Raw genomic sequence first — 23,478 nt, 5'->3', positions numbered from 1 at the left:
AATGGCCATGCCGATGCTAGCCGCCTCCGAGCGCAAGGAAAAGATCCATTCGATTTTCGAGCCGAGCCAGATGGTTCGCCATACGGTCGCGCTCGGCCGAACGCTGCGCGCGTTGCGCCTCGAGCCAAGGCGCCGCATCGGTTGCGCCCAGCTCGAAGCGCGCACGCGCCAGCGACACGGCGAGCGTCGCGTCCTCGCCGGCGCGAGCGTGCTGAACGGCCTGCTCGTCCAATTGCGCTCGCGCCGCCAACGCATCTTCCACTTCGGCCAGCGCACCGTACAGTCCTTTCCGGAATGCGATCGACGCTTCGTCGAACTCGTTTTCGGACAAGGCCACGTTCAGGCGCACCGTATTCCACTGAACGAACGGCAGTGCCAACGCAGCGCCGAGCGAAGCGACCGGGTTTTGCAAAGTGCGAAGCAGCATGTCGCTGCTCGTGCCCAGCTCGCTCGTCAGCGTGATGTCCGGATAAATGGACGCCCGAGCCACATCGACGTTGGCCAAGCGCGCGCGCAAACGCGATTCGGCGGCGCGTATGTCAGGCCGCCTCGCCAGCACGACGGCCGGCAAGCTCGCGGTCACGTTCGGTATGACCGCGCCGCGCAAGCTCGCCGGCTCCTGCCCGCGCTCGCGCGGCGGCTGGGCCAAGATCAGTGCCAACGCGTTGCGCTTCGACTCGCGCTCGATTTTGCGCTGCGACAAAGCGGCCCGCTGGGCGGCGACCTGCCGGCGCGCTTGCGCCGCATCGAGCGGCGATGCCGCGCCCGCGGCCGCGCGTGACTCGACGATCGCGGCCGTCCGCTGCGCATCGATCACGGACGCCTCGTCGAACGCGATCGATTGGTTCAGATAGCCGATGCGCCAATAGAGCTTCGCGGTCGTACCGATCAATAGCAAAGCGGCGGCATCGCGGTCGGCCTCGCTTGCCTGCGCGCGCCAAGACGCTTCGTCGCGACGCGCGGCCAGCTTGCCCCACAAGTCGAGTTCAAACGACAAAACCGCATTGACACCCGTCGACACGCGCGCGCGATCGGCGCCAAACGGCCTCGTCACCCCGGCCCCTGTGCTGAGGGCGGCTTGCAGGCCTGTGCCTGCATCGACGAGCCCCGCCTCGAGTTGCGCACGATGCACACGGATCGCGGCGATCGCAAGATCGGCATTGTCGGCCACTGCCCGTTCGATGAGCGCGTCCAACGCGGGATCGTCGAAGCTCGCCCACCAGCGCTCGGCCCATGGCGTACCACCCGGGGACCGCGCGGCGGCTGGCCGAGCGTCCGTCGGCGAGTCTCCCGAGTCGCCGTCGGCCGGAGCTTCGGCGCCGGACCAACTCGCCGGCACGTCGGGCCGGCGCCATTCGGCATCGCGCGCCGTGGACGCGCAGCCCGCAATCGACACAGCGGCGATCGCGGCCGCGGCGACTCTTGCAGTCATCGCGGCCGAACCGGTAAAACGTTTGAATGACATCACGGAGCCCCCGGTTCAATCGCGCGCCAACGCTTGCACCGGATCGAGCCGCGCCGCATTGCGAGCGGGGATGAAACCGAATGCAACGCCGATCGCCGTCGAGCACGCCACGGCGAAAATCAGTGAGTTCGTCGAGAAGATCATGCTCCATTGATCGACGAACGCGGAAAACACGAAGCCAGCGCCGAACGACAGCGCGATGCCGATGGTCCCGCCCATCAAACAGACGAGCACGGCTTCGACGAGAAATTGCAGCATGACATCGCTGCGCCGCGCGCCGACGGCCATCCGGATGCCGATCTCCCGCGTACGCTCGGTTACCGACACGAGCATGATGTTCATCACTCCGATCCCCCCGACGACGAGCGAGACGATGGCGATCAGCGAGAGCAGGAGCGTCAGCGCCCGCCCGGTCGACTGGACCGTTTTGACGACGGTATCCATGTTGTAGGTGAAGAAGTCCTTGCGCCCATGACGGCGCGTGAGCAATTCGACGACGCCGCGCTCGGCCGCCTCGCTCGGCTGCCCCGCCTTGATCCGTACGATGATGCCGTCGAGCCGGCGCCCGCCCACGAGTCGGGCGCTGGCGGTGGTGTGAGGCACCCACACCGTCAACTCGTTCATGCCGCCGCCCCACATCGCGCGCTTTTCGGCCGCCACGCCGATCACGACGCAAGGCACGTTACCGACCAAGATCGTTTCGCCGATGACGTCGGCATGCGCGCCGAACAGCTTGCGGCGCGCGTTCGCATCGATCACCGCGACCTGCGCGGTGCGGCGCACCGCCTCCGAATCGAATGCGATGCCCTGGGCCAACCTCAGCCCACGCACCTGAAAGTAGTGCTCCCCCACGCCGGTGACCGTTGCTTGAACATCGACGTTGCCATGGCGAATGACTGCAGTTCGGTTGACCCCCGGCGTGACGCTATCGACGTAAGGCTCGTGGGCGAGCGCATCCGCATCGGCGGCGACGAGCGTTTTGATTTGACTCGCGTCGCTGTCGCCCCAGTCGCGCCCCGGATAGACGTCGATCGTGTTCGTGCCCATCGCGCCGATTTCATCGAGCATGTAGCGCTTCGCGCCTTCGCCGACGGCCACGATCGATACGACCGCCATGATGCCGATCACGATGCCGAGCATCGTCAGCAGCGTGCGCAGCCGATGCGCCAGCAGCGCTGCCCAAGCCGTGGCGAGCGCCTGGCCGACGCGCGCCCCGATAAAACGAAGTGGCATCGAGCGCGCGGCAGTGACCGGCCTCATAGCCGCGGTGGGCGTTGCAGGCGCTTTTCCAGGCGCCACGAAAGCGATCGTTGCGCCGGCACGCCGGCGATCGCCGACGATCGCCCCGTCGCGCATCTCGACGACGCGCTGTGCATAGGCGGCAACCTGCTCGTCGTGCGTGACGAGCACCACCGTGCGCCCGGCCGCATGCAGTTCGCAAAGCAAGCGCATCACCTCGCTTCCGCTCTGGCTATCGAGTGCGCCCGTGGGCTCGTCGGCCAAGATGACATCGGCATCGTTCATCAAGGCCCGCGCAATGCTCACGCGCTGCTGTTGACCGCCCGAAAGCTGGTTCGGACGGTGCCCGGCCCGGTCGGCCAAACCTAGCTGCGCGAGTAGGGCTTGCGATCGCGAGATGCGCTCGGACCGCGTCGCGCCGGCGTAGACCGATGGGACCTGAACGTTGTCGGCTGCGGTGAGATGCGGCATCAAGTGATACCGCTGGAAGACGAAACCGAAACGCTCGCGGCGCAATTGCGCCAGTGCATCGGGCTCGAGTTCGCCGACATCGACGCCGCCGACGCGGTAAAGCCCGGCGCTCGGTCGATCGAGACAGCCAAGTACGTTCATGAGCGTCGATTTGCCCGAGCCCGACGCGCCCATGATCGCCACGAATTCGCCTGCCGCGATATCGAGATCGATGTCGCGCAGGACCTCGATCTCCTTGTCGCCCGACAGATAGCGGCGCGCCACGCCGCGCAGCGCCAGCAACGGTTCGGCCATCGATCAGCCCTCTTCGCCGGCATGGCCGGCCGTATCGTCCGCCGGCGCTTGGCCGACGATGACGCGCTCGCCTTCGCTCAATCCCTCGAGCACTTGCGCCTTGACCTGATTGTTCATCCCGATCCGGACCTGGCGGGTGTCGACGCGGCCGTCGCCGGTCAGCACGCGCACGGCGACGGCGCCGTCGGCCCCCTTCGCGCCCAACGCGGACGCCGGCACGACGAGCGTGCCCTTCGCCGCCCCTTGCACGATCGAAACTTGGGCCGTCATCGAAATGCGCAACCGATGCTCGGGGTTGGGGACTTCGAATAGCGCGTTGTAGAACACGGCCGCACCGCCTCGCGAGGAGCCGCCCGCCGATGAGCCCCCGCCCCCGGTCGGCGATGGCTCCGCGAAATCTTGCGGCGCCGGTTCGATCGCGCGGACCGTGCCTTCATAACGTGTGTCCGGATCGCCCAAGACTGTGAAGTGCACCCGCTCGCCGGGCTCGACGCGCAGCACGTCGGCTTCCGATACCTGCGCCTTGACCGTCATCGTGTCGAGATCGGCGAGCTTGAGAATGACCGGGGCCTGCTGCTCCGCGATGACCGTTTGACCCTGGCGGGTCACGATCGCGACGACATGCCCCGACATCGGCGCGACGATTCGTGTGTAGCCCGCATTGGCCCGAGCCTTGTCGACTTCGATGCGCGCGCCGTTGCAGCGGGCGTCGAGTTCGCTCAAATCGGCACGCTCGACTTGCCACTGCGCTTCGGCGCGCTCGAGGGCTTCGCGGGAGGTGGCCTCGCGCGCCCACAGTTGCCGCTCCCTTTCGAGGGCGAGCGCGGCTTGCCGCAAGCGCGCGTCCGTTGCCGCGCGCTGCGCGAGCAAGGAGCGTGCCGCGGCTTGGGCTTGCCCGAGTGCATGCTCGAGCAGCGTCGGATCGATCTCGGCCAACACCTGCCCTTCGCGCACCGGATCGCCGAGTTGCACTTTCAGCGATTTCAGTTGCCCCGAGACCTGAGCGCCGACATCGACCTGCCGGTGCGCGTACAGTGTGCCGACCGCGAGCACGGCATCCTCGAGATCGGCCCGCTCGACGCTTGCCGTCAAATGAGGTGGCGCTTCGTTCGACGTAAAGTGCCGGTAACCGGCGACAGCAACAATCAGAGCGGCGAGCGCGCTCGCGCCGGCCAATAGGCGGCGGTTTCGGAGTATGGACATGCGTTGATCGTGGCGCCGCGTGACGAGCGACGGTCGGCGGCAGTGATGTGCCGCGGCGCCATGCACGAGGTCATGGCGCGCGGATCGAGCGAGGAACTGTAATCGTCTCGAAAACTTCGAGAGACGCCGGTCTTGTTACCGAATGTTAATGAGAGAAGCGCGCGCCGAGATTGACGCGCGCTCGTTGCCGCGCCCCCCGGCTCTAGCGAGCCGCGATGTGGTCCTCGGCGAACTTGAAGAAGAACCACGTGCGCTGCGGCTGGCCGTTCGCGTCCTTGCTGTAGACCGCGAGCGCGCCGTCCTCGTCGGTGTGCGCCACGTTCAGATGCGTCTCGTGAATGCCTTTGCCGCGCGCTCCGCCGTCGTCGAACACGAAGCCGTAGACAGCGACGAAGCTCGACTGCGCGAGCGCGGCTTCGAGTTGCTGGCGGATGCGCACCGAATCGACGGACTGGAACATCGCATCGGCGAGACCGATACCGGCATAGCTCAGGGCCGCGGGGAAGATGCCGTATTGCGGCGAACCGAAGGGTTCGTCGGGCGTGACGCCGGCCGGATCGAGGTTTTCCGCGCCGACATACATCTCGGTCGCTTCCCCGTCGCTCGATTGGATGTTGACGTCCACCTGATAGCGCACGCCGTTGCCCGTATCGACATAGAACTGCCAGTGCTCGCCGTCGCGTCCGGTAATCTCGTGCTCGGTCGAAAGCACGGCCGTCCCGACCACGGCGGCATAGCGCTCGGGGGTTCTGGCCGGTGTTAAATCACGGGGTTCGAGGTAGCGGTGCTCGGTGTAGTAATTCATGACGTGCATCCTCCATGGGGCGATCGGCGAAGTGTCGCGTCGCACTGTGCAGCGCGACGATCCTGCGCTTGGACCGCGAAGTGCACGCCAAGCTCCCCGATTCGGGGGCGCTCGTTCACCGGCGTGGCGAAGGCAAGCGCGCCGCCGCCTCTATGCGCGCGTGGTCTCGGTCAATAAGCGTTCCGAACCGATGCGCATCACCCCTGCGGCATCGAGTTGCCGCCACGCGCGGGCCAACGATCCGTCGAGATCGATCGCCCTGCACGCGTCCTCGATGACGGTGACGTCGAAACCGGCCGCGCGCGCATCCAGCGCCGACCATGCCACGCAATAATCGGTGGCGAGCCCGCAGCACCATACATGCTCGACGCCGTGCTCATGCAGATAGCCGGCGAGGCCGGTCGGCGTCTTTCGATCGGCCTCGAGGAAAGCGGAATAGCTATCGACGTCGCGCCGGTACCCTTTGCGGATCAAGAGCCTCGCATGCGGGATACGGAGCCCTTCATGCAGTGCCGCGCCCGGTGTGTCCTGGACGCAATGGACGGGCCACAGCACTTGCTCGCCGTAGCCGAGGGTCACCCTCTCGAAGGGCCGCCGCCCCTCATGGTTGGCGGCGAACGAGCGATGATCGCTCGGGTGCCAATCCTGCGTGAGGACGACATGTTCGAAGCCGGCCGCCAGACGGTTCACGAGCGGCACGATTTCGTCGCCGTTCGGCACCGCGAGCGCGCCGCCCGGCATGAAATCGTTTTGCATGTCCACGACGAGCAGCACGTCGCCCGGTCCTTTCATCACGTTCTCCTCAGATCGCCCTCGCGCCGTGTGCGCCTAATTGCCAAAGCGTCGTTTGCCGCGCGCCAACTCGACCAGCAGCGGCGCGATCTCCCATCCGTCGCCGTTCACCTGCGACGCATATCGGCGAATCGCCTGCTCGACGCGATCGAGCCCGACCGTGTCCGCGTAGTACATCGGGCCGCCGCGCGAAGCGGGAAAACCATAGCCGTTCAAATAAACGACATCGAGATCCGACGCTTTCGACGCGATACCCTCGGCCAGAATCTTCGCGCCTTCGTTGACGAGCGCATAGACCAGACGTTCGACGATCTCGTCGTCGGCGATCGCTCGACGGGGGCAGCCGATGGCGGCCGAATGCTCGACGATCAGTTCGGCGACGAGCTTCGATACGCGCGGTTCGCGCTTGCCGCCTTCGTAGTCGTACCAGCCCGCGCCGGTCTTTTGGCCGAAGCGGCCCGCCTCGCACAGGCGATCGGCCACGCGCGGATAATGCAGCGACGGCATTTCGCGATACCGGCGCTTGCGGATCGCCCAACTGATCTCGTTGCCCGCCAAGTCGCTCATCCTGAACGGCCCCATCGCAAAACCGAACCGCTCGATGGCGCCGTCGATCTGCTCGGGCATGGCGCCTTCCTGGAGCATGAATAGCGCCTGCCGGAAATACTGTTCGATCATGCGGTTGCCGATGAACCCGTCGCACACGCCCGATACGACCGCCGTCTTGCCGATCGTCTTTGCGAGGCGCATGACGGTGGCAAGCACGTCCTTCGAGGTGGCCTGGCCGCGCACCACTTCGAGCAACTTCATGACGTTCGCCGGGCTGAAAAAATGCATGCCGACGACGTCCCCGGGACGTTTCGTCATGCTCGCGATTCGGTCGACGTCGAGCGTGGACGTATTCGTGGCGAGGATCGCGCCGGGCTTGGCGAAGGCGTCGATTTGGCGGAACACGGCCTCTTTGACGCCCATCTCTTCGAACACGGCTTCGATGACGAGGTCGGCGTCGGCGATCGCATCGTAAGCGAGCGTCGGCGACACGCGAGACAGACGCGCGTCGCGCTCGGCCTCGGTTAGTTTGCCTTTCTTGACGGAGGCATCGTAGTTGCGCCGAATCGTTGCGAGGCCCCGTTCGAGTGCCTGCTCGTTCGACTCGACGAGCACCACCGGCAACCCCGCGTTCATGAAGTTCATGGCGATGCCGCCGCCCATCGTGCCGGCGCCGATCACGGCCACGCGCGCAACGCAGCGCAGCGGCGTTCCGTCCGGCACATCGGCGATCTCGGCGGCCGCGCGCTCGGCGATGAACCCATGGCGCAACGCCCGGCTCACCGGTGTCGATGCGAGCTCGACGAACCAGTCTTGCGAGAAGGCGGACCCCGCCCGGACGGCGGCGAGAAGTTCCGCCAGCGTGCAATCGGCCCCGGTCCCGGCCTTTCCCGAGCGCGTACCGGTCAGCGCGACGGCGAGGACACCGGCGTCGGCGGCCGCCCGCTCCAGCGTCGCCGCGATGGCTTCCCACATCGGCGGATCGTCGAGGGAGAGATGATCGAGCGAAACGACGGCCACGCCGTCGCGGATCGTATAGTCCACTACCATCGGTGTGCCTCCTGGTTGAGCGACGCAGCGCGCGCTCTGCTCGTCGTGCAGGCTAGGATACACACAATCGAACGGTCGTGCATTTTAGAGGCCATGCACCGGTGGTGCGATGCGCGCGGTCGTGGTCAACCCGCCGTCGTGCCGTCGCCAGCCGTCGGCAAGACGTGGTCGCGAAACATTTCGCGCAGCTTCAACTTTAGCAGCTTGCCGGTGGCCGTATGCGGGAGCTCGTCGACGAAGACGACATCGTCGGGTATCCACCATTTGGCCACCTTGCCCTCGTAGAACGCAAGCAACGCTTCGCGCGTTACCTTCGCGCCCGGCCGCCTCACGACGACGAGCAGCGGCCGCTCGTCCCACTTCGGATGACGGCACGCGACACATGCGGCTTCCGCTACCTCGGGGTGCGCAACCGCGACATTTTCCAGCTCGCTCGAGCTAATCCATTCGCCGCCCGATTTGATGACGTCCTTGCTGCGATCGGTGATCTGCAGGAAGCCGTCCGGGTCGATCGTCGCGACGTCTCCGGTCGGAAACCACCCGTCCACGAGGGCGGACGGTTCGCTCGCCGATTCGTCTTTGGAAAAGTAGCGGTCGATGACCCAGGGCCCGCGCACGTGCAGATCGCCGAATGCCACGCCGTCGCGCGGCAACTCCTGCCCGTCGGGACCGACGATCTTCATATCGACCCCGCAAATCACGGTGCCTTGTTTCTTCAACAAGCGCCGCCGCTCCTCCAGTGGACGTTGCGACTGCTCCCAATTGAGTCGCGCGAGCGTGCCGAGCGGCGACATTTCGGTCATTCCCCAAGCGTGTATCACCCGCACGCCGTACTCGTCTTCAAACGTTTCGAGCATCGACGGCGGGCAGCACGAACCGCCGATGACCGTGCGCTCGAGCGACGCGAAGCGTGCGCCGATCGACTTCACGTGGGTCAGCAAGCTCATCCAAACCGTCGGCACGCCCGCGGAAAACGTCACACGTTCGGCCTGCATCAAGTCGAACAGCGACTTGCCGTCGAGATCTTTGCCGGGCAACACCAGTTTGGAGCCGGCCAACGGGGCGGCATGCGGAATCCCCCACGCGTTGACATGGAACATCGGTACGACGGGAAGCACGGAGTCACGTGCGGAAAATCCCATCGCATCGGGCAACGCAGCCCCCAACGCATGTAAGTAGACCGAGCGGTGCGAATACAGCGCGCCTTTCGGATGGCCCGTGGTGCCCGAGGTATAGCAAAGATACGACGCGAGCCGCTCGTCGAGCGCGGGCCACGCGTAGTCCCCGTCTTCGGCGCTCACGAGCGACTCGTACCCGAGCAACGGCGCATCCAGTTCGGGCATGTGCGCGTCGTCCGCCAGCGCGATCCATGCTTTCACGTTCGGACAACGCGGCGCGAGCGTGGCGACGAGCGGCGCGAAGGTCGTGTCGAACAGGACGTAACGGTCGTCGGCGTGATTGACGATAAAAGCGATTTGATCCGGGAAGAGCCGTGGATTGATCGTATGGCAGACGGCCCCGAAGCCCGTCGTGCCGTAATAAGCCTCGAGGTGGCGATAGCCGTTCCAAGCAAGCGTGCCGATGCGCTCGCCCGGCTCGACACCCAACCGCATCAACGCTTGCGCGAGTTGCTTCGCCCGCTGCTCGCAGTCTCGGTAGGTATAGCGATGAATATCGCCCTCGATGCGCCGCGACACGATCTCGGTGTCCGCCGCATATCGCGCCGCATGCACGAGCAGCGTCGACACGTTCAACTGCACATCCATCATCTGGCCCAGCAACGGCATTGGCATGAAAGCGGTCTCCTCGCGCGGTAATACGGTTAGGGCCGGTCAAGCTCGATTCGCCGGGCGTTCGGGCGGCTCGAGCCGCGCTCAGCACGCCGCGAAGCGGCGACTTACAATATCGGGTAACCCAGAGGCCCTCAATATGTCGTTTTCCCCAGGCGTCGCCGAGCCGTCGGCACGCATCTCGTCGCTCGCCGACGCGTTATCGATCCGGCGCCCCGGCGCATTCGCCGCGCTGGGCAGCGCCTTCCACACCCGCTTGCCGGCCGCGCCGTTGCCGGACCCGTATGTCGTGGGCGTGAGCCACGAGGTGGCGCGCATGCTCGGGCTCGATCCCGCGATCGCGTCCGAGCCGGGGTTCGCCGAACTGTTCGCCGGTAACGCCACGCGCGAATGGCCGGGCGAATCGTTACCGTACGCATCCGTCTACTCGGGCCATCAGTTCGGCGTGTGGGCCGGACAGCTCGGAGACGGCCGCGCGCTCTCGCTCGGAGAGATCGAGCACGCGGGCAAACGCTTCGAGCTTCAACTGAAAGGCAGCGGCCGCACGCCGTACTCTCGCATGGGCGACGGCCGTGCCGTGTTGCGCTCGTCGATCCGCGAGTTTCTGTGCTCCGAGGCCATGCATCATCTAGGCATTCCGACGACGCGAGCGCTATCGATCGTCGGCTCGGATCTGCCGGTGCGCCGCGAGGAGATCGAGACGGCTGCGGTCGTGACCCGTGTTGCCGCCAGCTTCGTGCGCTTCGGGCATTTCGAACATTTTTACGCCGCCGACCGGACCGCCGAGTTGCGGGCGTTGGCCGAGCACGTGATCGACCGCTTCCACCCTAGCTGCCGCGAGGCCGACGATCCGTTTCTCGCGCTGCTCGGCGTCGTGGTCGAGCGCACGGCCAGGCTCGTCGCCCAGTGGCAGACCGTGGGCTTTTGCCATGGGGTCATGAATACCGACAACATGTCGATCCTCGGGCTCACGATCGACTACGGCCCGTTCGGTTTCGTCGACGGCTTCGACGCGGGCTATATCTGCAATCATTCCGATACGCAGGGGCGCTACGCCTACCGCATGCAGCCGCAGATCGCCTACTGGAATTGCTTTTGCCTCGCACAGGCGCTGCTGCCGCTGATCGGCGAGCGCTATGACGAAGCGGCGCGCACCGAGCGTGCCGTCGCGGACGCGCAAGCCGCTCTCGAACGCTTCAAGGAGCACTTCGCGCCCGAGCTCGAGGGCCGCTTCCAAGCCAAGCTGGGCTTGACCGGACAACGCGAGGGCGACTCGGTTTTCGCGGACAAGTTGCTCGCGCTCATGCATGCGAGCCGCGCCGATTTCACGTTGACGTTCCGGCGCCTCGCGCAGGTCTCGAAGCACGACGCGAGCGGCGACGGCCCCGTGCGCGACCTCTTTCTCGATTTGCCCGCGATCGACGGCTGGCTGGCCGACTACCGCGCGCGACTGGCGCAAGAGCCGATCGACGATGCGGCGCGGCGCGAGGCGATGAATCGCGTCAATCCGAAGTTCGTCTTGCGCAATCACCTCGCGGAGACGGCGATCCGGCACGCGAAGGAAAAGGACTTTTCGGAACTCGAGCGGCTCGCCGCCGTGCTGCGCCGCCCTTTCGACGAGCAGCCCGAGAACGAGGCCTATGCGGCGCTGCCGCCCGACTGGGCCGGTTCGCTCGAAGTGAGCTGCTCGTCGTGAACCGAGGCGCTTTGCCGCTGTCTCGTACCGGTCTCGTACCTTTCGTGCCGCCTCGCGCCTTGCATCCGAATGCCGGCCGGCGGCGTATTAGCCGATATGGCCCGTCATCGAGCGCGGCCGATGCCCTTCACCCGGCGCGCCACGAGCTGCGCCGTCATCGTTAAACGGAGACACATCTCATGAACGAACGCCCGAGCGCTTTGACCGATTCCTCCGACGCTTCGCGCGACACCTACGAGGTCAAGAAGACCGATGAGGGCTGGCGCGAGCAGTTGTCCGACATCGAATACGAAGTGACGCGCCACGCCGCGACCGAGCGTCCCTTTACGGGCCGCTATTGGGACCATTGGGAAGGCGGCGTCTACGATTGCGTCTGCTGCGGCACGCCGCTGTTCGAATCGTCGACGAAGTTCGACGCCGGCTGCGGCTGGCCGAGCTACTTCAAGCCGATCAACGGCGAGGTGATCGAGGAGAAGACCGACCGCACGCACGGCATGTTGCGCATCGAGGTGCGCTGCAAGCAGTGCGGCGCGCATCTCGGCCACGTATTCGAAGATGGCCCTGCCCCGACGGGGCTGCGCTATTGCATCAACTCGGCTGCGCTACAATTCGAGCCCAAGTAGCGCCGGTTGCCTCCGCATCGCCGCGCCCCGCGCGGCGATGAACGAGTGCCTCGGCGCCGGGCGCGCCCCGTCCATCGACGCTTTAGGACTCTTCGGCCTTCATGAAATTTCTCTTCGACCTGTTCCCGATCATTCTGTTTTTCGTTGCATTCAAGCTGTGGGGCATCTTCACGGCCACCGCCGTCGCCATCGCGGCAACGCTGTTGCAGGTCGCGTGGGTGGCGTTTCGCCATCGGAAGGTCGATCCGATGCTGTGGGTCAGCTTGGGCGTGATCGTCGTATTCGGCGGTGCCACGCTCGTGCTGCACAATCAGAAATTCATCCAATGGAAGCCGACCGCGCTGTATTGGCTCTTTGCCGTCGGTCTGACCGTCGCGCGTTACGGCTTCCGCAAGAACGTCATCGAATCGATGATGGGCAAGCAATTGACGCTGCCGCACGCCATCTGGGACAAGCTCAATATCGCCTGGGCGCTGTTTTTCGTCGCGCTCGGCGTGGCTAATTTGTACGTCGTCGGCAACTTTACCGAGGCGCAGTGGGTCAACTTCAAGCTGTTCGGTACGACGGGGGCGATGGTCGTGTTCATCGTCATCCAGAGTCTTTGGCTGGCGAAGTACATGAAGGAGGAGGAGCAATGAGCACGCCCTCCGAGTTTCTCGACGCGTCCGCCGAGGTGCGCATCGCCTTTATCGAAGCGAGGCTGAGCGCCGCGCTCGCTCCCGAGTCGGTCGCCGTGCGCGACGATAGCGCGCAGCATGCGGGTCATGCGGGCGCCGCCGCCGGCGGGCATTACACGGTCACGATCGTGGCGGCGGCATTCGCGGGCAAGCCCCGCGTGGCGCGGCACCGGCTAGTGTATGATGCGCTGGCCGACGTTATGCAACGCGGGATTCATGCGCTCGCGATCATGGCCTACACGCCCGAGGAATTTGCGCGGCTGCCCGGCGCGTGAAACGCGCGCGTGAAACCCATCTCGTCGCAGGGTTGAACCTCTAGCGCCCCCCCCTTTCGCGGAGGCGCGCTGACTGAACCGATTCATTTCGACAGGAACGCTAGGAACTTCCGATGACCCACAAAAAGACCCGTCTCTGGGTGATGCTGGCTGCATTCGCTGCCGCTCCGGCTTTCGCGCAGAACATCGCCGTCGTCAACGGCACCGCCATTCCGAAATCGCGCGCCGACGCGCTGGTGAGCCAACTCGTCAAGCAAGGCCAGCAAGACACGCCGCAACTGCACCAAGCCGTTCGCGACGAACTCGTCAATCGCGAGATTCTCATGCAAGAAGCCGTGCGTGAGGGCCTGCCGAACCGCCCCGACGTCAAGGCGCAAATGGCCGTGGCTCAACAAAGCGTCGTGTTGCATGCGCTGATCGAAGATTACGCCGCGAAGAACAAGCCGTCCGATGCCGAGGTCAAGGCGCGCTACGACGAACTCGTCAAGCAAGCCGGCGGCAAGGAATATCACTTGCATCACATCCTCGTGGACAACGAACAGCAAGCGAAGGACCTGATCGCGAAGATCAAGGGCGGCGCCAAGTTCGAAGACCTGGCCAAGCAATTCTCGAAGGATCCGGGATCGGGCAAGAACGGCGGCGACCTCGACTGGGCGAACCCGCATACGTACGTGCCGGAATTCGCCGCCGCCGCAGAGAAGCTGCAAAAAGGCCAGATGACGGATGCACCCGTGCATACGCAATTCGGCTGGCACATCATCCGTGTCGACGACATCCGCAACATCACCCCGCCGCCGCTCGATCAGGTGAAGGGGCAGATCGTTCAGCAGATCCAGCAGGAAAAGGTGCAGGCGTTCGAACAGAACCTGCGCTCGAAGGCGAAGATTCAGTAAGTCCGAGTCGCCGCTTCTCGCCGTCGATACGGCGAGCCGCAAGTAACAATGCCGCCCGAGGGCGGCATTGTCGTTTCAGGGCGTTGGGTTTGCTTACCCCAACCAGCGCCGCGCGTTACGGAACACGCGCATCCACGGGCTCGCCTCGCCCCAGCCTTCGGGGTGCCAGCTCATCGTGACGGTGCGGTGCACGCGCTCCATATGCGGCATCAGCACGGTGAAGCGGCCGTCGGCCGTCGTGACGGAGGTGATCCCCTGCGGCGAGCCGTTCGGGTTCAACGGATAACGTTCCGTCGCTTCGCCATGATGGTCGGCGAAACGCATCGCCACCGCCACGCGCGAGGCATCGCCTTGCTGCGAGAAGTCGGCGAAGCCTTCGCCGTGCGCGATCGCCACCGGAATGCGCGAGCCTTCCATGCCCGCAAAGAAAATCGACGGCGACGATTCGACCCGCACGAACGAGAAACGCGCCTCGAATTTCTCCGACTTGTTACGCGTGAACTTCGGCCACGCATCGGCGCCCGGGATCATCGACGCCAGGCTGCTCATCATCTGGCAGCCGTTGCAGATGCCCAGAGCGAACGTATCGGCTCGCCCGAAGAATGCCGCGAACATATCGGCCAATTGCGGGTTGAAGCGTATCGTCTTCGCCCAGCCCTCGCCCGCGCCGAGCACGTCGCCGTAGGAGAAGCCGCCGCAGGCCACCGCGCCCTTGAAGTCGGCCAGCGTCGCGCGGCCCGACAGCAAATCGCTCATGTGAACGTCGTAGGCGTCGAAGCCGGCCCGGTCGAACGCGTACGCCGTTTCCAGATGCGAGTTGACGCCCTGCTCGCGCAGGATCGCGATGCGCGGACGCGCCGCGAGGTTCAAGAACGGCGCCGCGACGTCCTCGTTCGGATCGAACGTCAAATGCGGCGCGATGCCGGGATCGTTCGCATCGAGCAGCATGTCGTACTCGGCGTCGGCACATGCGGGGTTGTCGCGCAGACGCGAGATACGCCAGCTCACCTCGCTCCATGCACGATGGAGCTCGGCGCGCGGGGCGTCGTAGATTTTCTTCGCGTCGCGGTAGATTTCGATGACGTCGCGCTCGTTCGGCTTGCCGATGACATGCGAGCAAGCGCCCAAGCCATGTTCGCGCAACGCGGCCAACACGGCGTCGCGCTCGGCGGCGCGCACTTGCACGACGGCGCCGAGTTCCTCCGAGAACAGCGCGCGCATCGTCTGGTCCTCGCGCCGGCCGCTCGTTTGCTTGGCCCAATCCTTTGCGTCGCCGTAGTCGAATTCATGCCCCGCGTCGAGCGTAAGCATATCGACATTGAGCGATACGCCCACGTGACCCGCGAAAGCCATTTCGCAGACGGTCGCCCACAAGCCGCCGTCCGAGCGGTCGTGGTAAGCGAGCAAACGCCCGCTCGCGTTGAGCGCTTGAATGGCCGCGAAGAAGCGCTTCAAATCTTCGGCGTCGTCGACGTCGGGCACCGTATCGCCCACTTGCTGCGTGACTTGCGCGAGGATGCTGCCGCCGAGGCGGTGCTTACCTCGGCCGAGGTCGATCGCGATCAACACCGACTCGCCCACCTCGTCGTGACGGCGCAGTTGCGGCGTGAGATGGCGCCGGACGTCCTCGACGGGCGCGAACGCGGAGATGATCAACGAGACCGGCGCGACGACTTCCTTGGCGACGCCCTGCTCGTCCCACTTGGTCTTCATCGACAGCGAGTCCTTGCCGACGGGGATGCTGATGCCGAGCGCGGGGCACAGCTCCATCCCGATCGCTTTCACGGTATCGAACAGCGCGGCGTCTTCGCCCGCCGTGCCGCAGGCCGCCATCCAGTTCGCCGACAGCTTCAGCTTGTCGAGCGACGCGATCGGCGCACTGGCGATGTTCGTGACGGCTTCGCCTACGGCCATGCGGCCCGACGCGGGGGCATCGATGACGGCCAGCGGCGTGCGCTCGGCCATCGTCATCGCCTCACCGCGGAAGCCCGCGTAATCGGCCGCGGTGATCGCGCAATCGGCCACCGGCACTTGCCAGGGCCCGACGAGCTGATCGCGCACGCTCGTGCCGCCCACCGAACGATCGCCGATCGTGATCAAGAACGATTTACTTGCCACCGTCGGGTGCTTGAGCACGGAAACGGCCACATCGGGCAGCGACAAGCCGGTGACGTCGACACCGGCACGCTCGGCCGTCACTCGCGTCACGTCGCGGTGCATGCGCGGCGGCTTGCCGAGCAGCACGTCCATCGGCATATCGACGGGGTATGCGGCTTCGCCTTCCGCTTGCGCATCGATGAGCTGAAGCTGGCGCTCCTCGGTGGCCACGCCGACGACGGCCAGCGGGCAGCGCTCGCGCGAGCAGATCGCCTCGAATGCGGGCAGATCGGCCGGCGCGATGGCCAGGACGTAACGTTCTTGCGCTTCGTTCGACCAGATCTCACGCGGGGAAAGACCGCTTTCCTCGAGCGAGATTTGGCGCAGCTCGAAGCGCGCGCCCTTGTCCGCGCCGTCGACGAGCTCAGGGAACGCATTCGACAGGCCGCCCGCCCCGACGTCGTGGATGCTCAGGATCGGATTGTGCGCGCCGAGCTGCCAGCACGCGTTGATGACTTCCTGCGCACGCCGCTCGATCTCGGGATTGCCGCGCTGGACGGAATCGAAGTCGAGTTCGGCCGTGTTGGCCCCCGTCGCCATCGAGCTGGCCGCGCCGCCGCCCATGCCGATGCGCATGCCGGGGCCGCCGATCTGGACGAGCAGCGAGCCCGCGGGAAGATCGTGCTTGTGCGTGTGCGCGTCGGAGATGTTGCCGATCCCGCCCGCGATCATGATCGGCTTGTGATAGCCGCGCACCTGACCGCCGACGTTTTGCTCGTAGACGCGGAAGTAGCCGCCCAGGTTCGGACGGCCGAATTCGTTGTTGAACGCGGCGCCGCCGAGCGGGCCGTCGATCATGATCTGCAACGGCGAGGCAATACGATCCGGACGGCCGTACGCCGCGTGCTGTTCGTTCGGATTGCGCAGCGCGCGCGGCTGGGCGCAATCGCGCGCGTTTTCCCACGGCTCGGTCGCACCCGGCAACTCGAGGTTCGACACCGTGAAACCGGTGAGGCCGGCCTTGGGTCGCGCACCGCGTCCCGTCGCGCCTTCGTCGCGGATTTCGCCGCCCGCGCCGGTCGCCGCGCCGGCGAACGGCGAGATCGCCGTCGGGTGGTTGTGCGTCTCCACCTTCATCAAGGTGTGCGTAAGCTCTACGTGGCGGCCGTAGCGCTGATCGAGCGCGCCATGCTCGCCGGCCGCGGCCGCACGCGGGAACCAGCGCTCGGCCGGACCGCCTTCCATGATCGACGAGTTGTCCGAATAGGCGACGATCGTGCCTTGCGGATTGAGCTTTTCGGTGTTCTTGATCATCTGGAACAGCGAGATGTCTTGCGCCTCGCCGTCGATCGTCCACTGTGCGTTGAAGATCTTGTGCCGGCAGTGCTCGCTGTTCGCTTGCGCGAACATCATGAGTTCGACGTCGGTCGGGTTGCGGCCGAGCTTGGAAAACGCATCGACGAGGTAGTCGATTTCATCGTCCGCCAATGCAAGGCCCAACTCGCCGTTCGCTCGCTCGAGCGCCGCGCGGCCGTGCGCGCGAATGTCGACGGTCGCGAGCGGCTTGGCCGGCAGCTCGTCGAACAAATGCACGGCGTCCTCGCGCGAGGCGACCACGCTCTCGGTCATCCGGTCGTGAAGCGCCGCGGCCACGGCCGCGCGGGCTTCGTCGGACAGCGCCTTCTTGCCGCCGAGCAGACCCGTCAGGCCCGTTTTGAGCACGACGGTGAATTCGACGCCGCGCTCGATGCGGCGCAGATGCTCGAGCCCACAGTGGTGCGCGATGTCGGTCGCCTTGCTCGCCCATGGCGAGACCGTGCCGAGGCGGGGCAGCACGAGAAACGTTTCTTGTGCGCCGCGCCCTTCGCCGGGCGCGAATGGCTCACCGTAGTGCAGGAGCGCCTCGATCCGCTCGTTGTCTTGCGCCGACAGCGGCGTCAAGGCGTTGACGAAATGCAGGTACTGGCCGCGCACGCCGACGATGTTCGCGTCGATGCGGGCAAGCGTTTCGAGCAGACGGGTTTGACGGAAATCGGAAAGCGCCGAAGCACCGGGGAAGCACGAGAAGTGGGCCATGGAAGGACGTAGGCGTCGATGGGTCGCGCATCGCGCGGTTCGCGCGCGCATGCCACGACGTGAGGCGAAAAGAAGACAGAGATTATACCCGGAAGTCGGTCCCCCATAGGCCGTAGTAAGCCATTCGGGCGGGCGTTCGCACCACGCTCGCATGGTTTTTGCGCCGCTTGGCGAGCCATCGGCGGGCGTTTGGCGCTATCATGCGCGGTTTGCCTCATCGGCGCGAAGCCGCGCGGATGAGCGAGCGCCACGGCCCCCGCCTTGCGTTTCGCATTCGGCACGGCGCTTGCCGCGCCCATGCGCCGTGGCTGTCCGCAGTGCACCGTACCAGCTCATTCATGGATGTCATCGTCATCGGCGGCGGAATTGTCGGCGTCGCCACCGCCTTCCAGCTTCGCGCAGCCGGCCACCGCGTGTGCGTCGTCGAGCGCCATGCGACGGTCGCCCAAGGCGCCACCTACGGCCACGGCGGTATCGTGCTGCCCACGCCGCTCGATGCGTGGTTCGGTCCCACCTTCCTCGGCAGCCGCCGCGGCGTGGTGTACCGGCCGGGGTTCAATTCGAGCGCGCGCCGCTTCGCCCGTGAGCTTGCGCGCCTGCAAGCGCCCGAAGCATTCCGCCACCAATGGCTGCGCCTTCGTCCGCTCGTCGATCTCTCGCGTGAAGTCATCGCATCGATCGAAGCCGGCTTTCATCTCGAATTCGAGCAGCGCGAGGGTGTGCTGCACGTGACGCGCCAGCCGCGCGAATGGGAGCAAGCCCAAAGCGCGCTCGATTTGCTCGGCGAATTCGAAATGCACCATAACGTGCTGTCGGCCGCCGAGTGTGCCGAAGCCGAGCGCTCGGTGCCCGCGGAGCCCGCGTTTGCCGGGGGCGTGCTGTTCCCGCAGGAGCGCACGGCCAACTGCCCGCTCTTTACGAAGCTCCTCAAACAGGTGCTCGACGAGCAAGGCGGCGTGCAGTTCCTGTTCGGCCGCGCCGTCGAGGCGATCCGGCTCGAGAATCAGCGGGCGGCAGTCGAACTCGCTCCCGCCGAGGGCGAACGTAAGAGCAGCCGCGAAGTGGACGTCGTCTCGTGCGATGCGGTCGTGGTCGCTGCCGGCGCCGGCAGCAAGCCGCTGCTGGAGCGGCTGGGACTTTCGCTGCCGCTGCACCCGATCCGCATGCTCGCGCTGACTGCTCCGATCGCGTACGAGGAATGCGCGCCGCATATGACCGTCGTCGATTCCGTGCGGCGCGTGTCGATGACGCGGATGAATCAGCGCATTCGGGTGGCCGGCGCCGCCGTGCTGCAGCCGGAGCGGGAACTGGCAAAGCCGCTGGCCGAATCGGTCTTGGAAGCGGGCACGGCACTGCTCGCCCAGGCCACGCACGATTGGATCCCCGGGGCCGCCAAGATTTCGGCCGCGCATGCTTGGGAAGGGCTGCGCCTGCTCTCGCCCGACGGTTTGCCCGTCGTCGGCAACGCACTGCACCCGCGTCTTTTCGTCAATGCCGGCCATGGCCCCGCCGGTTGGGGGCTCGCTTGCGGCTCTGCTAAAGTGGTCGCTGATCTCATCTCGGGCGCGGCGCCGAGCGTGCCGCCCGATACGCTCGCGGCGCTGCGCGCCGAGCGCTTCGCGACCTGAGCCGCCACCGCAAGGTAAGGCGCTCGCTCGGTTGCCCGCCCTCGCCCCGCGAGGGCGAGCGCCCAGGCGCAGCGACCGGCTTCGGGCGCTGCCGCGAACGTCCGGGATGGGAGATCGCTTTGATTGCGCCGACCATGATTGCGCCGACCATGACACACGTGCCCGCCCCGCCAGCCGCCCCGCCGCAATTGCTTTCACCGGCCGACCGGCCGCTTCCCCTGCTCACCGTCGCTGAACTACGCTCGCTCGAAAAGCTAGGCGCGGCCGGCCTGCCCGAGCACACGCTGATGGCGCGTGCCGGCGCCGCGAGCGCGCAATACCTGCTCGAACGGGCCGCCCATGACGGCTCCTTGGCCGCCGAGCATCCCGTCTGGATTGCCGTGGGGCCGGGCAACAACGGCGGCGATGGGCTCGTTGCCGCGACGCGGCTCAAGCAGGCCGGCGTGGCTGTCGAAGTCTGCATGCCCGTGGAAGTGGCGGCGGGCGACGCGCGCTGGGCACTCTCGGAAGCGCATGCCGCCGGTGTCGCCATCTCGCACGCGCCGCCGGCCTCGCTCGAGCGTTACGCTTGGATCGTCGATGGGCTCTTCGGCATCGGGCTCGCTCGCCCGCTGGAAGGCGTCTTCTCCGAGTTGGCGGCGCGCATGGCCCGGCGCGCCGGTGCCGGCGGCCGGGTGCTCGCACTCGATGTACCGAGCGGGCTCGACAGCGATACGGGCCAGATCGTCGGGGACGGCGCCGCCGTGCGCGCGACCGAGACGGTGACATTCCTCGGCGCGAAGCCGGGGTTATACATGTTGCATGGCCGCGACCTGTCCGGCGCCGTGACGCTCGCGCCGTTGGGCGTCGATTTGCCCGTGGCCGCCGATGCGGCCCGGCTCAATGCGACGGCGCTGTTCGCTACGCATTTTCCGGCCCGCGCGTTCGCCTCGCACAAGGGCACGTTCGGCAGCTTGGCCGTCGTCGGGGGCGACACGGGCATGTGCGGCGCACCGATCCTCGCCGCGCGCGCGGCCTTGCATACGGGCGCGGGCAAGATTCATGTCGGTTTCGTCGGCGAGGGAGCCCCGCCCTACGATCCTCCGTATCCCGAGTTGATGCTGCATCCGTCCGGCTCGCTCGGTTTCGAGGCGGTGGACGCCATTGCGATCGGGTGCGGTATGGGAACCGGCGCCGCAGCGGCATCCTCGCTCGAGCGGGCCCTCGCCTGCGACGCTCCGCTCTTGATCGATGCCGACGCGCTGAACTTACTCGCGCGCGAAAAGGTGCTGGCCGACAGCCTCGCCGCGCGCGGTGCGACCGGGGCAAGCCATGCGGCCCAAGCGCGTCCTTGCGTGCTGACGCCGCACCCGCTCGAAGCCGCGCGGCTGATGGGATGCGATGCGGCTACGATCCAGCGGAACCGCCTGAGCGCGGCACGGTCGCTGGCTGCGCGGTTTCGCGCGATCATCGTCCTGAAGGGGGCCGGCACCGTGGTCGCCTCGCCCGACGGCCGAGCGGCGATCAACCCAACCGGCAATGCGGCGCTGGCGACGGGCGGCACGGGCGACGTGCTCGGCGGAATCATCGGGGCATTACTGGCGCAGGGGCTGCCGGGTTATGAGGCGGCTTTGGCCGGCGTCTATCTGCATGGCTTGGCCGCCGAGACGCTGACGGCCGCGGGCCGAGGCCCGGCGGGACTCGCGGCCGGCGAATTGGCCAGCACCGTGCGCGAGTTGCTCAATCGATCGATCTACCCGGTGCGCGATTGAAACTCTGTGCGTGATGTCCGAGTGACGCTCGAGTGACGCGTCATTGGCCGGCGCGAGCCCGCGCCGGCCCGGCCGCGCGTTATTTCGCCGCGCTCGCGGCCGGTGGGCGTTCGAGGATCTGACCGTTCATATACGCGAAATGGCGTTCGCGCGGCACGGTCGGCGGTACCGCCATCGGCTCGTCGGCGTTGCGGTCCAGATAGCCGACGACCAAGTCGTCGCCATTGATCGCGATCGAGATGGGTTGAATCCGATCGCCGATCTTGAACGTCGTGCCCCGCCCGTCGTTGAAGGCCAACGCGACGTAATAGAACGTCCCGCTGCCTCCACTTTGCTCGGACAGGAAGACGGCCACGGCGTTGCGACCGCCGAGTTTGCCGGCTACGTGCGGGGGCGGCTCGATGATGTGCGTCACGTCTTGCGCCGACGAATCGTCCGCGGCCGGCTGCGTATGTTGCCCTTCGAGCAACGTGATGTCCTTGCCGTCGACGCGGTAGATCGCATTCTTGTAGTCGATCGAGGGTTCCGAGGGCTGGCTCTGCGCGGGCGCGGCCGTCACCGTCAGGCCCAGATACGCGAGCGCGCTCCCGCGCAACGCCTCGATACGATGCTGGTAGGCGTCGGTCAGGCACGCGGCTTGCGCACCACAAGCGTGGCGCGTGTCATGCTGCCACTTCTGCTCGTCGGTTTGCAGGCTGTCACGGAAGTCGTGATACGCCTTCGTATCGGCGGCAGGCTTCGCCTCGAGCAAAATCGTGTAATAGGCGTTCGCCCGAGCATCGAGCGCGCGCAGTGCCGCGTTGTTGCAAATCATGCGATCCACCGCTTGGTGCGGCTTGGTGCAGTCAATGTCGGCCGTTTGCGCGAACGCGCTCATCGATGCACATGCGAAAAGCGCCGCGACGGCGGCGCATTGGCCCATTTTTTTCATTTCGTTCGTCTTTTGCGGGGTGAAAAACATCGGATGATAGCGCGCCTTCGATACCGCCGGCTGAGCATTTGATGTGGTGTCGGCCTGCTGTCGGGAGACTGTCGGCTGACCGTCGGGTTAGCGCCGCGTCGTGGTTGGAGCGCATGCGCGCGCTGCCCGCCGGCGGATGCGCGGGGCGCAATCGATACTTCGACGAAGCGCGTAACGCCGCTATACTGACCGACCTCGGGCGGCACGAGCGCCCAATCGCGCGGGCGCCGCTCGCGAGCGCCACGACACCGCGCGCTAGAATCGATGTGACGACAGACGACGAGCTTGGCTTGTCCGGTTCGCCCGGCCTTCCCAAGCTCATGGACCGAGCCCCTTCGTTAGACCCATGCCCATGACGCACAAGACGCTGAACTCGCTTTCCTCTTGGTCCGCGCTCACCGCGCATTACGAACAGATCCGCGACGAGCGGCTGCGCGATTGGTTCGCCGCCGACACCGGTCATCCCTCGCGCGCCGAGCGCTTCACGATCGAAGGCGGCGGGCTCACGGCCGACTTCTCGAAGAACCGGATCACCGACGAAACGCTGCGGCTGCTGATCGCGCTCGCCGACGAAGCGGGTGTCGCGAAACGGCGCGATGCGATGTTCGCGGGCGAGCCCGTCAATCCGACGGAAGGCCGCGCGGCCTTGCATACGGCGTTGCGCTCGACGCAAGCCGATGCGCCGTTCCACGCGCAAGTGGCGGCCGAGCGCGCGAAAATGGCCGATTTCGCCGAGCGCGTGCGCAGCGGCGCCTGGACGGGGCATACGGGCAAGCGCATCCGCCACGTGGTCAATATCGGCATCGGCGGCTCCGATCTCGGCCCGAAGATGGTCGTGCACGCGCTCGAGCATCTCGCGCATCCCGAGATCTCGAGCTACTTCGTGTCGAACGTCGATGGCGCCGATCTCGCGCGCGTGATGGCCCGCATCGACCCCGAGGAAACGCTGACGATCGTCGTCTCCAAGACGTTCACGACGCTCGAGACGATGACGAACGCGCGCTCGATGCGCGATTGGTTCATCCAAAACGGTTGTCCCGAAAGCGCGCTCGCCAAACACTTCGTGGGCGTCTCGGCGAACCCGGCCGAGGTCGTCAAGTTCGGCATCGCCCAGGAAAACGTCTTCGAGATGTGGGATTGGGT

At 66.2% G+C, this 23,478-nt stretch carries 15 protein-coding genes and 2 pseudogenes; 8 read left to right on the top strand and 9 right to left on the bottom strand.

The window, feature by feature from the left end:
• Positions 1-16 precede the first annotated feature (16 nt).
• The 7 genes and pseudogenes from C0Z18_RS23745 to C0Z18_RS23715 all read right to left on the bottom strand — a co-directional run bounded on the left by C0Z18_RS23745 (position 17) and on the right by C0Z18_RS23715 (position 9,661).
• The gene (locus C0Z18_RS23745) at positions 17-1,432 is read right to left on the bottom strand and encodes an efflux transporter outer membrane subunit (protein ID WP_102647984.1); all 1,416 of its coding nucleotides are present in this window, start codon (positions 1,430-1,432) and stop codon (positions 17-19) included.
• A gap of 48 nt (positions 1,433-1,480) precedes the next feature.
• On the bottom strand, positions 1,481-3,469 hold the full coding sequence (locus C0Z18_RS23740) for a MacB family efflux pump subunit (RefSeq protein WP_102647903.1): 1,989 nt from the start codon (positions 3,467-3,469) through the stop codon (positions 1,481-1,483).
• A 3-nt stretch (positions 3,470-3,472) separates the two neighbouring features.
• A complete protein-coding gene (locus C0Z18_RS23735) occupies positions 3,473-4,672 on the bottom strand; it encodes an efflux RND transporter periplasmic adaptor subunit (protein WP_102647983.1) in 1,200 nt (399 codons plus the stop codon).
• A gap of 202 nt (positions 4,673-4,874) precedes the next feature.
• On the bottom strand, positions 4,875-5,477 hold the full coding sequence (locus C0Z18_RS23730; RefSeq protein ID WP_146014088.1) for a hypothetical protein: 603 nt from the start codon (positions 5,475-5,477) through the stop codon (positions 4,875-4,877).
• Between the two features lie 150 nt (positions 5,478-5,627).
• Complete coding sequence (gene pncA, locus C0Z18_RS23725) at positions 5,628-6,269, bottom strand: bifunctional nicotinamidase/pyrazinamidase (protein ID WP_102647901.1); 642 nt, start codon at positions 6,267-6,269, stop codon at positions 5,628-5,630.
• 36 nt (positions 6,270-6,305) lie between these two features.
• Positions 6,306-7,625, bottom strand: a pseudogene (locus C0Z18_RS23720) (3-hydroxyacyl-CoA dehydrogenase NAD-binding domain-containing protein); the annotation flags it as partial.
• A 368-nt stretch (positions 7,626-7,993) separates the two neighbouring features.
• A complete protein-coding gene (locus tag C0Z18_RS23715; protein ID WP_102647899.1) occupies positions 7,994-9,661 on the bottom strand; it encodes a 3-(methylthio)propionyl-CoA ligase in 1,668 nt (555 codons plus the stop codon).
• Positions 9,662-9,797: 136 nt separating this feature from the next.
• On the opposite strand from C0Z18_RS23715, the gene C0Z18_RS23710 reads away from it, so the two are divergent.
• The 5 genes from C0Z18_RS23710 (at position 9,798) to C0Z18_RS23690 (ending at position 13,822) form a co-directional block, all read left to right on the top strand.
• On the top strand, positions 9,798-11,354 hold the full coding sequence (locus C0Z18_RS23710; RefSeq protein ID WP_102647898.1) for a protein adenylyltransferase SelO: 1,557 nt from the start codon (positions 9,798-9,800) through the stop codon (positions 11,352-11,354).
• 179 nt (positions 11,355-11,533) lie between these two features.
• Complete coding sequence (gene msrB, locus C0Z18_RS23705) at positions 11,534-11,977, top strand: peptide-methionine (R)-S-oxide reductase MsrB (protein WP_102647897.1); 444 nt, start codon at positions 11,534-11,536, stop codon at positions 11,975-11,977.
• A gap of 101 nt (positions 11,978-12,078) precedes the next feature.
• Positions 12,079-12,615 (top strand): septation protein A, encoded by a 537-nt coding sequence (locus tag C0Z18_RS23700; RefSeq protein ID WP_102647896.1) that lies wholly within the window; start codon positions 12,079-12,081, stop codon positions 12,613-12,615.
• On the top strand, positions 12,612-12,929 hold the full coding sequence (locus C0Z18_RS23695; protein ID WP_102647895.1) for a BolA family protein: 318 nt from the start codon (positions 12,612-12,614) through the stop codon (positions 12,927-12,929). Before C0Z18_RS23700 ends, C0Z18_RS23695 begins: the two co-directional genes overlap by 4 nt.
• Before the next feature lie 113 nt (positions 12,930-13,042).
• Positions 13,043-13,822, top strand: a complete 780-nt coding sequence (locus C0Z18_RS23690; protein ID WP_102647894.1) for a peptidylprolyl isomerase — start codon at positions 13,043-13,045, stop codon at positions 13,820-13,822.
• 93 nt (positions 13,823-13,915) lie between these two features.
• On the opposite strand, the gene purL is transcribed toward C0Z18_RS23690, so the two are convergent.
• Positions 13,916-17,995 carry a phosphoribosylformylglycinamidine synthase gene (gene purL, locus C0Z18_RS23685; RefSeq protein WP_102647893.1) on the bottom strand — a complete coding sequence of 1,360 codons (4,080 nt, stop codon included), beginning with the start codon at positions 17,993-17,995 and terminating at the stop codon, positions 13,916-13,918.
• Positions 17,996-18,333: 338 nt separating this feature from the next.
• Between purL and C0Z18_RS23680 the strand changes: the two genes are divergently transcribed.
• A complete protein-coding gene (locus C0Z18_RS23680; protein WP_102647982.1) occupies positions 18,334-19,623 on the top strand; it encodes an FAD-dependent oxidoreductase in 1,290 nt (429 codons plus the stop codon).
• Between the two features lie 149 nt (positions 19,624-19,772).
• Positions 19,773-21,374, top strand: coding sequence for an NAD(P)H-hydrate dehydratase (locus C0Z18_RS23675; protein ID WP_102647981.1), 1,602 nt, complete (start codon positions 19,773-19,775; stop codon positions 21,372-21,374).
• Positions 21,375-21,453: 79 nt separating this feature from the next.
• Here the strand turns inward: C0Z18_RS23675 and C0Z18_RS23670 are convergent, their stop codons facing one another.
• A complete protein-coding gene (locus tag C0Z18_RS23670) occupies positions 21,454-22,305 on the bottom strand; it encodes a lysozyme inhibitor LprI family protein (RefSeq protein WP_158244284.1) in 852 nt (283 codons plus the stop codon).
• A gap of 382 nt (positions 22,306-22,687) precedes the next feature.
• On the opposite strand from C0Z18_RS23670, the pseudogene C0Z18_RS23660 reads away from it, so the two are divergent.
• Positions 22,688-23,478 (top strand): annotated as a pseudogene (locus C0Z18_RS23660) (glucose-6-phosphate isomerase); the annotation flags it as partial.

This window comes from Trinickia dabaoshanensis (genome assembly GCF_002879885.1).
In the GTDB taxonomy this organism is placed as follows: Bacteria; Pseudomonadota; Gammaproteobacteria; order Burkholderiales; family Burkholderiaceae; genus Trinickia; species Trinickia dabaoshanensis.
Note: the sequence above shows the minus strand (reverse complement) of the source record. Positions and strands in the feature narration are given on the sequence as shown.

Coding starts and splice junctions, on each gene's coding strand:
- C0Z18_RS23745 (WP_102647984.1), bottom strand. CDS start 1,432: ATGACTGCAAGAGTCGCCGCGGCCGCGATCGCCGCTGTGTCGATTGCG.
- C0Z18_RS23740 (WP_102647903.1), bottom strand. CDS start 3,469: ATGGCCGAACCGTTGCTGGCGCTGCGCGGCGTGGCGCGCCGCTATCTG.
- C0Z18_RS23735 (WP_102647983.1), bottom strand. CDS start 4,672: ATGTCCATACTCCGAAACCGCCGCCTATTGGCCGGCGCGAGCGCGCTC.
- C0Z18_RS23730 (WP_146014088.1), bottom strand. CDS start 5,477: ATGAATTACTACACCGAGCACCGCTACCTCGAACCCCGTGATTTAACA.
- pncA (WP_102647901.1), bottom strand. CDS start 6,269: ATGAAAGGACCGGGCGACGTGCTGCTCGTCGTGGACATGCAAAACGAT.
- C0Z18_RS23715 (WP_102647899.1), bottom strand. CDS start 9,661: ATGCCAATGCCGTTGCTGGGCCAGATGATGGATGTGCAGTTGAACGTG.
- C0Z18_RS23710 (WP_102647898.1), top strand. CDS start 9,798: ATGTCGTTTTCCCCAGGCGTCGCCGAGCCGTCGGCACGCATCTCGTCG.
- msrB (WP_102647897.1), top strand. CDS start 11,534: ATGAACGAACGCCCGAGCGCTTTGACCGATTCCTCCGACGCTTCGCGC.
- C0Z18_RS23700 (WP_102647896.1), top strand. CDS start 12,079: ATGAAATTTCTCTTCGACCTGTTCCCGATCATTCTGTTTTTCGTTGCA.
- C0Z18_RS23695 (WP_102647895.1), top strand. CDS start 12,612: ATGAGCACGCCCTCCGAGTTTCTCGACGCGTCCGCCGAGGTGCGCATC.
- C0Z18_RS23690 (WP_102647894.1), top strand. CDS start 13,043: ATGACCCACAAAAAGACCCGTCTCTGGGTGATGCTGGCTGCATTCGCT.
- purL (WP_102647893.1), bottom strand. CDS start 17,995: ATGGCCCACTTCTCGTGCTTCCCCGGTGCTTCGGCGCTTTCCGATTTC.
- C0Z18_RS23680 (WP_102647982.1), top strand. CDS start 18,334: ATGGATGTCATCGTCATCGGCGGCGGAATTGTCGGCGTCGCCACCGCC.
- C0Z18_RS23675 (WP_102647981.1), top strand. CDS start 19,773: ATGACACACGTGCCCGCCCCGCCAGCCGCCCCGCCGCAATTGCTTTCA.
- C0Z18_RS23670 (WP_158244284.1), bottom strand. CDS start 22,305: ATGAAAAAAATGGGCCAATGCGCCGCCGTCGCGGCGCTTTTCGCATGT.